This is a genomic window from Aquitalea aquatica (assembly GCF_013911085.1).
In the GTDB taxonomy this organism is placed as follows: domain Bacteria; phylum Pseudomonadota; class Gammaproteobacteria; order Burkholderiales; family Chromobacteriaceae; genus Aquitalea; species Aquitalea aquatica.
In genome coordinates, this window is sequence record NZ_JACERN010000041.1 from 80,689 (window position 1) to 90,216 (window position 9,528).

The 9,528-nt window shown below is 57.6% G+C and carries 5 protein-coding genes; 3 read left to right on the forward strand and 2 right to left on the reverse strand.

All coding sequences use genetic code 11. The features are described 5' to 3' along the window. Positions 1–15 precede the first annotated feature (15 nt). From H2Z84_RS17680 to H2Z84_RS17690, 3 genes are all read left to right on the forward strand, one after another. The gene (locus H2Z84_RS17680) at positions 16–4,602 is read left to right on the forward strand and encodes an RHS repeat-associated core domain-containing protein (protein WP_181837115.1); all 4,587 of its coding nucleotides are present in this window, start codon (positions 16–18) and stop codon (positions 4,600–4,602) included. A 7-nt stretch (positions 4,603–4,609) separates the two neighbouring features. Then, entirely contained in the window at positions 4,610–5,263 is a 654-nt protein-coding gene (locus H2Z84_RS17685; protein ID WP_181837116.1) for a hypothetical protein, read from the forward strand. A gap of 168 nt (positions 5,264–5,431) precedes the next feature. After that, positions 5,432–5,854, forward strand: a complete 423-nt coding sequence (locus tag H2Z84_RS17690; RefSeq protein ID WP_220272901.1) for a DUF4265 domain-containing protein — start codon at positions 5,432–5,434, stop codon at positions 5,852–5,854. 411 nt (positions 5,855–6,265) lie between these two features. On the opposite strand, the gene H2Z84_RS17695 is transcribed toward H2Z84_RS17690, so the two are convergent. After that, positions 6,266–6,874, reverse strand: coding sequence for a response regulator transcription factor (locus H2Z84_RS17695; RefSeq protein WP_181837118.1), 609 nt, complete (start codon positions 6,872–6,874; stop codon positions 6,266–6,268). Continuing rightward, positions 6,871–9,516: a PAS domain-containing sensor histidine kinase gene (locus H2Z84_RS17700; protein ID WP_181837125.1), complete on the reverse strand. Its 2,646-nt coding sequence runs from the start codon at positions 9,514–9,516 to the stop codon at positions 6,871–6,873. Before H2Z84_RS17700 ends, H2Z84_RS17695 begins: the two co-directional genes overlap by 4 nt. Positions 9,517–9,528: the final 12 nt, after the last annotated feature.

Genomic DNA, 9,528 nt, shown 5'->3' on the forward strand with positions numbered 1-9,528 from the left:
TGATACGTAAAAATCATGACAACAGCTGCCGCCCGTCCCGTCGCCGTTTTATCCGCTACTCCACAAAACGCCGCCAAAGTGCTTGAGCAAACCGGTCAGGATTTCGACAAATGGCTGCGCAGCATCAGCGACGGACATCTGTCGGTTGAAACGCTGAAAACCGTTGCTGCGGCTGTCCCGGTTGTGGGCAACCTGATTTCCATCGGCGATGTGGTCGTGGACGTGGTGGACATGTGCAACAAATCCAACCGCCGCGAAGAAGTCGACGTGTTCGACTGGCTGTTTCTGGGTGTGGATCTGGTTGGCGTGGTGCCGGCAGCCGGCGGTTTGTTCAAGGCGGGTGTTCGGCCAACGCTGAAGTTGTGCGCCACCAGCCTGCGGCGCGCTGGCAAGGATTGGGCCAAGGCGGAAATCGAAGCCGGCCTCGCCGCCAAGCTGATCTCCATGTTGCCGGCCAGTTATCGCAACTCCCCGGCCGAGTGGGTCAAGTTTGTCGACAGCAAAATCGAGGCGGAGCTGAAGGAGTGCGGGGCCAAGGGCGGCACGATGCTCAAGGGCTTCGCGGATTTGTTGACCAGCATGGGCACTGGCAAGTTCGGCAGCTATGTCGAGCAGCACGTACCGCACACGCCGGTGCGTTACAACCTGGAAAAGACCAACGACGACGGATTATGGGGCACCATCAGCGCGCACTTGCACGCCATCAAGAAGGCGGCGGCCTCGGCAGGTCAGGAGGCGGCCAGCGGCATGATGGTAACGGCGGCACACGAGGTGGACGGCTTGTTGAAGGGCACCGCTTCCGCGCGTCTGATGCAGCGGCTGGGCGCGGCCATTGCCACTTGGGCGGCAAAGCTCGGCGAGATGCTGATGAAGATGTACAGCAGCCACCTCAAGCCCTTGTTGGAAAAACTGGCGCGCGCCTTTCTCAAGCACATGCCGGTCAAAGCCGGCGCGGTTGTCGGCAAATCCGTCAAGACGGTTAGCGCCAAAGTGGCGCAAGCCGGCAAGGAGGTGGCGGCCAGATTCGCGCCCAAGCAAAAACCGGCTCCGCCATGTGCTTGCGCCACCTCCGGGCATGCCATCGGTTACGCGTTTGGCGAGGAAACATTCGAACACACGGATTTCAGCTTGCCGGGCGTGTTGCCCATTGTGTGGAGCCGTCGTTACCGATCCGACTTTGCCGCCAACGACCAGCTTGGCGAATTGGGTGCGCGCTGGACCTTGCCTTACCTCTCCCGCTTCGATATCGACGGCGGGCAGCTCAAATACCATGACGGTAGTGGCAGAACGCTGGAGTACCCGTTGTTGGCTGAAGGGCTTTCCCACAAAGACGCCATCGAAGGCTATACGCTGACCCGGCTGTCGGACACCTTGCTGTCGCAAGCCTTTGGCCATGATCTGATCCAGCTGTATGAGAAGCAGGGGGATAGCTTCCGTCTCGCGATGATCAAGGATCGAGCCGGCAACAGCATTGCCATGGGCTTCACTCAGGGTCGGCTCTCGCAACTCATCAGCAGTGCAGGGCATGTGTTGGACATCAACCATGATGCCGCTGGCCGAATTGTCGCCGTTGCGCTGCGCAATCCGGAGACAGGTACCGGCGGCAGAGTGCTGGCGCGCTATCGCTATACCGAGATCAATCCGCTGATGGCGGATGCCGGGGACCTGGTGGAAGCCTGGGATGAGAATGACCAAAGCTGGGCTTATCAGTACAGCCATCACCTTGTTACCCGCTACACCGACCGCACGGGACGCAGCATCTCGCTGGAATGGGACGGCATTGACAGCGAAGCGCGTGCGGTTCGCGAATATGCTGATGACGGCAGCCTCGAAGTGCGCCTGGCCTGGGACGACAATATCGATCTCACGTACGTGACAGACGCCTACGGCCGCACCACGGAGTACTACTTCGACGAAAAGGGCTACAACTACCGCATCGTCTATCCCGACCACAAAGAAGAGTGGTTCGATTTCGATGAAGACAAGCGGCTCATCAGCCATGTGCACCCTGACGGTAGCGAAGACCGCTTCAGCTATGACGACAGGGGCAATATGGTGCTGCACGAGCGTCGGGACGGCAGCGAAGTGGCTTTTGCCTACGACGACCAGGACAACCTGATTGAAATCACCGACCCCCTGGGCGAGAAATGGCTGCGTGCCTACGACGACAAGGGGCAACTGATTGAAGAGACCGATCCGCTGGGTCACAAAACCAAGTACGCCTACAACGAGCAGGGCCTGCCGGTTGCCGTGACCGACGCCAAAGGCGGCGCTAAAAAGATCAGCTATCGTCCGGATGGCCTGCTGGAAAGCTATACCGACTGTTCTGGCAGCCTTACCCAATGGCAATACGATGAGCGTGGGCGCTCGGTACTCGTCATCAATGCCATGGGCAGCGCCACCCGCTACCAGTACGGCGATAATGGTGGCCTGCGCGCTATCGTGTCGCCAGATGGCCAGGCCACCCAACTGGAGCACGATGCCGAATCCCGCCTGCTCAAGATCACCGACCCGCTGGGCCGCAGCACACATTACGACTACGACAAGGCCGGGCGTCTGCAAAGCCGTACCGATGCCAACGGCCACGCACTGGCCTACCGCTACGACAAACTGGGCCGGCTGATTTCCCTGCGCAATGAAAACCACCGTCACTACCTGTTTGAATACGATGAAGGCGGACGGGTGATTGCGGAAACCGGCTTCGATGGTGCCGTCACCCGTTACCGTTACGACGCCGCCGGCCGACTGGTGGAACAGCAAGAAGGCGATGTCGCCACCCACTACCGCTACGACCGCGCCGGTCGCCTGATCGAACGCAGCGCGCCGGGCAGCAAGGAAAACTTCGGCTACGACCCGGCCGGCCGCCTGTTCAAAGCCAAGAACCGCTATGCCAGCCTGCGCTGGGTTTACGACCCGGTCGGCAATGTCAGCGAAGAACACCACGGTTACCATGTCGCCGGCCTTCGGCAAACCTTCCGCTGGCGGCATGAGTACGACGAACTGGGCAACCGCATCGCTACGCTCCGCCCGGATGGCCATCGCCTGGACGTACTCAATTACGGCAGTGGCCATGTGCATGGCCTGCTGTTCGGTCAGCACGACATCCTGAATCTGGAGCGCGACAAACTGCACCGCGAAACCCAACGCACATTGGGCAATAGCTTGCAGCAAACCCTGGCCTACGACAAAGCCGGCCGCCTCAGCAGCCAGCGCCTGAGTGGTGCCACCCGGTGGAGCCGCCAGTACCAGTACGATGCCGCCGGCCAGCTCACCGGCATTGCCGACAATCGCAGCGGTCAGACCAACTACCGTTACGACCCGGTAGGCCGCCTGCTGGAGGCCGCCACCCCCAAAGGCGTAGAAAGCTTCCGCTTCGACCCGGCCGGCAACCTGCTGGACAACACACCGACAGCCGACGGCCATCAGGACAACAGCCTGCTGGGCAATCTGCTGAGCCACTACGCCGGCCGTCACTATCGCTACGACAGCCGTGGCAACCTCATCGAAAAGCGCGTCAACGGCAGCCTCACCCAGCTGGAATGGGACGGTTATAACCGCCTGAGCCGGCTGATAGCGCCGGGTGGCGACAGCACCGAATACCGCTATGACCCGCTGGGCCGCCGTATCGCCAAGCTCAGCCAGGGCAAGACAATCCTGTACGGCTGGGATGGTGACGTACTGGCGTTTGAAACTCATGACGACACTGCGGTGCATTACCTGTTCGAACCCGGCAGCTTCATCCCGCTGGCCCAGGTACACACCGACGCTATCCAGGGCGTGAAAGTGCCGGCATGGAACCAGTACAACCCCTACGACCCAGAACGCGACCCGCTGCTGCAGGCAGGGCCGGAACCATCAGCCCCGCGCGCGGTGTACTACTACCACGCCGACCACCTCGGCACTCCGCAAGCGCTCACCGACGCGCAAGGCCAGTTGGCACTGGAGATGGATTACCAGGCCTGGGGCGAAGCACGGGAAGTGATTGCCGAGGCGGCGGCCTCCGCCGGCATCCGCAACCCCTTCCGCTTCCAAGGGCAGTATCATGACGACGAATCAGGGCTGCACTACAACCGCTATCGCTACTATGATCCGGAGATAGGGCGGTTTATTTCGCGGGACCCGATTGGGTTGTTTGGTGGGTTAAATATCCATAAATATGCAGATAACCCAATTGAGTGGGTTGACCCTTGGGGCTTGAAAAAGGCAGGCGGTAGTTGTGCTTTGGATAAAAGTCTGGCAGGTGTTAAGGGTGATAAAAAGCAAGCTCAGCACATAATTCCTCAAGAAATATGGAATAAAAATGAGAATTTTTTTGATGATATTGGTATGGCTGGGATGAGAGATCATCGGTCGAATGGAGTTCTAATGCCTGATAGTCAGTCTGGAGCGGTTTCGGCAAATAGGAAGTATTATCATAATGGTTCTCATGCTAATTATTCGAGGTCTGTTGATGCAGATGTCAGTGTAATTAGAAGAAACTATGAGACTGGTCGAATTTCAGCAGCTGAGGCTCGGGTGAGAATAGGCAGATTGCAGGATGAGCGAAGGTCGCAAATGAGATCTCCTTTGGTAACGGGAACTTGTCCGGAAAGGCTAAGTTAAGGTTTTTATGAAAAAATACTATTTGGCAGTGATGAGTGAGAGTGATGGGTGTGTTTCCGGTTTTTATTCTGCAATATTGGTTGATGGTGTAGATAAGGATAGCCTTCAGCACTATGGTAAAAAACCGTGGTATGCTGGTCCTAAGAGATTTGGTGGGAAATTGATGCCATTTCCTGATGGCCTGACTTTGATAGTTAATAAGGATTGTTGTGAATGCGATATCAGAAGAGGGTCGGATTATTTCTATGTTTTTAGTGAGAGATTTTTAAATATAATTAAAAATTATAAAACTAGTTTTGATGAAATTAAGCAGATTGTTCGAGTAGTAAAAGGTCAAGTCAAGTCAGATGGCGGCTTGTTTTTTGTGGGTAGAACAAAAAGAATTTCCATGGCTGATGTTGTGGATTTTAAGTGTAGCAAAATGGCAGGTGAGTTTAATGATATGTTTGAAGTGCTCAGAGTTCGTGCTGATTTTGATTTTGACATGTTTGATATGTTTGATGCAGCAACTGGTCAATTGAGCTTGGTCGTGTCTGAGGAGTTGGTTTCGGACCTGCAGGAGGTTGATCTAAAGGGAGTTCATTTCATACCGATTGATGATCTTGTATTCAATACGCTGCAGGATTTTAGATTGAATAGTATGAGATATTATCCAGTTTGATGGTTGTGTGTTGATTTTGGTGACTGGGGTTTATATGGACATCCACCATTTTACCTTATTACTTAAGATGATGTGGGTTATTGACTAGGGTTTGGCGTGTTTAATTCAACGGAAAGTCAAACGGCTTGTCTAATTAATGTGTACGCTGGACATGACGATTTAGGGCCCGTGTATGAGGAACTGCCTGCGATCCCCGTTGGGGATGGTTGCTACGAGTTACTGTCGTCGCCTGGCTTGGCATTAAATATGGCGAAAGCAGATTTGATTCGTATAGAGAAGATAGATCAACCAGCAGTTGTATTGAGGCGGGGTGGGAATTTTTGCATACAAATTTATGCTGATGAAATTGCTGATGAAGAGATTGAACGGCTGAATCAAACTGTGTTAAGCGAATTGGGTGGTAGTCTGGATGGTGTAAATGGTGGGAATCTGGCTCTTTCTGTTCCGTCAAGTAATGATATTCAGACTATTAATAGGTTTTTTGATGGTTTTAAATCGAGAGTTGGTGTGGAATGGTATTGCGCTAATGTTTATAAGAATTTTGAGGACCCTGCAGATGAGACGCTGTTGGATTGGTGGGTCAAGCATTGATGGTTATTTAAGCAGAATTTGGGAGTAGGTTGGACCGTTTCGCAATCAACTGCTTACGGTTGATTGCTGGTTTGTCATGACCGGTGCTGGCCGCAGCATTTGTGCTATGAGGCAATTGCCCGGCCTGCAGACAAAAAAACACCCCGCCAGCGGGGCTGGTCGGGGTCTGCAATGTCAGAGCCAGGCTCCGACGGAGGGTTAACTTTCACCCCATGTCATCGCCGTGCGCGAATTGCTGTGGGTCGGGGTCAAGAAAACGACCAGCAGCAGGGTGAGCGCACATCATACTGATCAGAACTATCTGTTTCTATTAGGGATAGTACTGATCAGTCGGCAAGCTGCCGTTGCCGGCCATGCCGGATCGAGCTTGTCCGCCCGGTGTCGTCAGCCGGTATCTGCCGATGGCCAGATTTAGCGATGCGCCATCACGGCCTGCACCAGGTCGGCAATCGAGCGTACTTTCATCTTGTCCATCATCTTGCCGCGGTGGGCTTCCACCGTTTTGATGCTGATGCCCAGTTCGTCGGCAATCACCTTGTTCATTTTGCCTTCCACCACCTTGTCCAGTACTTCGCGTTCGCGGCTGGTGAGCGAGGCCAGGCATTCGGCCAGGCGGTCGCGGGCGGCGCTGCTGGCTTGCTGCTGCTGGCTGAGCGACAGTGCGCTGTCGACGGCGGTGAGCAGGGCTTGCTGGTTGAACGGTTTTTCCAGGAAGTCGTGTGCGCCACGTTTGACGGCCTGCACCGCCATTGGCACGTCGCCATGCCCGGTAATGAAGATGACCGGCCAGGGGTTGTGGCGGGCACTGAGTTCGTCGAACAGTTCCAGCCCGCTCATGCCGGGCATGCGGATGTCCACGATCAGGCAGCCGGCGCCCTGTGGCTGGAAGTTTTCCAGCAGGGCTTCGGCACTGTCATGACAGGAGATGGCGTAATCGTGGCTTTCCAGCAGGAAAACCAGCGAATCGCGGAAAGCTTCGTCGTCGTCGACGATGTGAACGTGAGGAGAGCTGGCACTCATGTTTCGGACACCGGTAGCGTGAATCGGAAAATACTACCACCACCGGGATTGTCTTCCACCCACAATTGGCCTTCGTGGAACTCGATGATGGTGCGGCAGATATTCAGGCCCATGCCCATGCCTTCTGCCTTGGTGGTGAAGAAGGCGTCGAACAGGCGTTCTTTCAGGTCCAGCGGCACGCCGTGGCCGTGGTCGCTGATGGCCACTTCGATGCGGCGCGGATTGAGCTGCCGCGCTTCCACATGCAGCACACGTTCGGCCGGGGTGCAGTCCTGCATGGCTTCGATACCGTTCTTGATCAGGTTTAGCAGCACCTGTTCCACCAGGATGGGGTCGACATAGAGTGGCGGCAAGTCTTTGTCCAGCCGGATGTCGATGGTGGCGGCCTGGCGGCGGGCTTCAATATCGGCAATGGCCAGCGAGGCTTCGATGATGTCAGGCAGCTGGCAGGTCTTGCGGTCTGGTTCGCTTTGTTTGACGAACTCGCGGATGCGTCGCACCACGGTGCCGGCGCGTTCGGCCTGGGCGGTAATCTTTTCCATGACGGGCAGTAGTGCTTCGGGTGTGGCTTTGCCCTGGCGGATGCGTTCGATGCAGCCGGCCTGGTAGTTGGCAATGGCCGATAGCGGCTGGTTCAGTTCGTGTGCCAGGGTGGAGGCCATCTCGCCCATGGTGACCAGGCGCGAGGTGGATTGTAGCTGCTGCATCTGCTGCTGGTAGCGCTCTTCGGCGTCGTGCTGCTGGGTGGTGTCGGTGAGAATGGTCATGGACACGATGCGCCCGTTTACCCAGCGTATGCTGCGCCGGCGCATGGAGATCCAGCGGGCTGGCGGGTCCATCCACACTTCCATGTCCACGTCGCGGGCGCTGCGCATCAGCTCGACCAGGCGCAGGTCACAATAGCCCAGCTGGCTGTTGGCCGGCTGGTCCGGGGTAAACCACTGCTGGTAGCGCTGATTGCAGAACAGCAGCTCCAGCGTGGCCGGGTCTACCACCGCCACGGCGGCATCCAGCCCTTCGATCACCGTGACAAAGCGGTCGTGCGAGGCTTCGAGCCGGCGTTGGGCTTCCAGCCGCTCGGTGATGTCGGTTAGCACGGCCATCCAGCCGGTGTGCCGGCCACGGGCGTCGATCAGTGGCGAGGCCAGGATGTGGGCGTCGAATTCTTCGCCGTTCTTGCGTTGCAAGATGGACTGGAAGCCCTCGGGTGGGGCATTGCCGGCCAGGGTGTCGTCCAGGTCACGCCGGTTGCCCTCGCTGAGCGGGCCTTGCCGCCAGTAAGGGTAGGGTGCCCCTTGGCCGATCAGTTCTTGCTCGCTATAGCCGGTGAGGGCGCAGAACGAGGGGTTGACGTAGCTGATGCGGCCTTGCAGGTCGATGGCGCGAATGCCCACCACCAGCGAGTCTTCCATGGCCTTGCGGAAGGCCGATTCCTGCCTTAGCGCCTGCTCGGCGTGTTTTTCGGCGGTGATGTCGCGGCCGGATACATAGGCTACGCCGCTGTCGGCCAATGGGCTGAGCGCCCACACAATCCAGCGCACTTCGCCGTGCTTGGTGAGGATGCGCGTTTGCACGAAGCGGTCGGTGCCGCCGGTGTCGAACAGGCGCTCGAAGCTGTCGCGGGCGCTTTCCCTTTCCTCGGGCAGCAGGTAGTTGAGGAAGGAGGTGCCCAGCAATTCGTCGGCGCTATAGCCCAGCCCCTGTTCGAAGGCGGGGTTGAGCTGCAGGATGGTGGTGTCGCGCCGCACCACGCCCAGCATTTCCTGCGACAGCTTGTAGACACGGTCGCGTTCGCGCTCGGCTTCCACTCGGCCGCGAATATGGCGGTTGAGACTGAGCAGGCTGAGCAGGGTGAGCAGGGCCATGCCGCCGATCAGCCCCAGTTGCAGCAGGCGGGCCTGGGTCATGGCACCGCGTACCGGGCGGGCGCTGATGCTCAGGCCGGTACCGGGTAGTTCCAGCTTTTCCTCCGGGCCACTGCGCAGGCGGTTCTGTACGTTGCGGGCGATGGTATTACCGTCGCGGGTTTGCAGTTCCAGCTGGTATTTTTCGCTGAACCAGGCTGGGGGCAGCCGTCTGACCACATTGTCGGCATCGAAGGTGGCGACCAGCATGCCGTTGAACTGGCCGTTCTGGTAGAGCGGTATATGCAGCTCGTAACGCCAACTGCCATTGCTGCGGCGAAATGGGGCGCTGTAGGCAAAACGACCATTCTGTTGTGCCAGCTTGAAGGCATCTTGTGCCTGGATGCTGCCACCGGGTGAGAGCGGTCCTTCTTCGTAGGGTGCGGTCCAGCGCAGCAGGCCATGGCTGTCGCTGCGCGCTACTGCCAGCATCTCCGGCGTGTTGGCCAGTAATTGCGAAGCCTGGGTCTGGAAGGCGGCTTCATCGGTTTCGCCGCTGCCCAGGCTGCGCGCCAGATCGGTCAGCTGGGCCAGATTGTCTTCCAGCTTCAACTGCAGGGTTTGCTCGGCCCACAGGGCATCGCGTGCCAGATTGCTCTTTTGCTGTTCTGCTTCGCGGGCATCCAGCGTCCACAGCATCACCCCCATGGTGAGGAAGAACAGCACGATGGTGGTGTTGGGAAACAGCTGGTACCAGCCGCTGCGTTTGCGAAACTCGTAAAAGCGGGGTGTGCGCATAGAGGGCGGGAG

Coding starts and splice junctions, on each gene's coding strand:
- H2Z84_RS17695 (WP_181837118.1), bottom strand. CDS start 6,874: ATGAGTGCCAGCTCTCCTCACGTTCACATCGTCGACGACGACGAAGCT.
- H2Z84_RS17685 (WP_181837116.1), top strand. CDS start 4,610: ATGAAAAAATACTATTTGGCAGTGATGAGTGAGAGTGATGGGTGTGTT.
- H2Z84_RS17680 (WP_181837115.1), top strand. CDS start 16: ATGACAACAGCTGCCGCCCGTCCCGTCGCCGTTTTATCCGCTACTCCA.
- H2Z84_RS17700 (WP_181837125.1), bottom strand. CDS start 9,516: ATGCGCACACCCCGCTTTTACGAGTTTCGCAAACGCAGCGGCTGGTAC.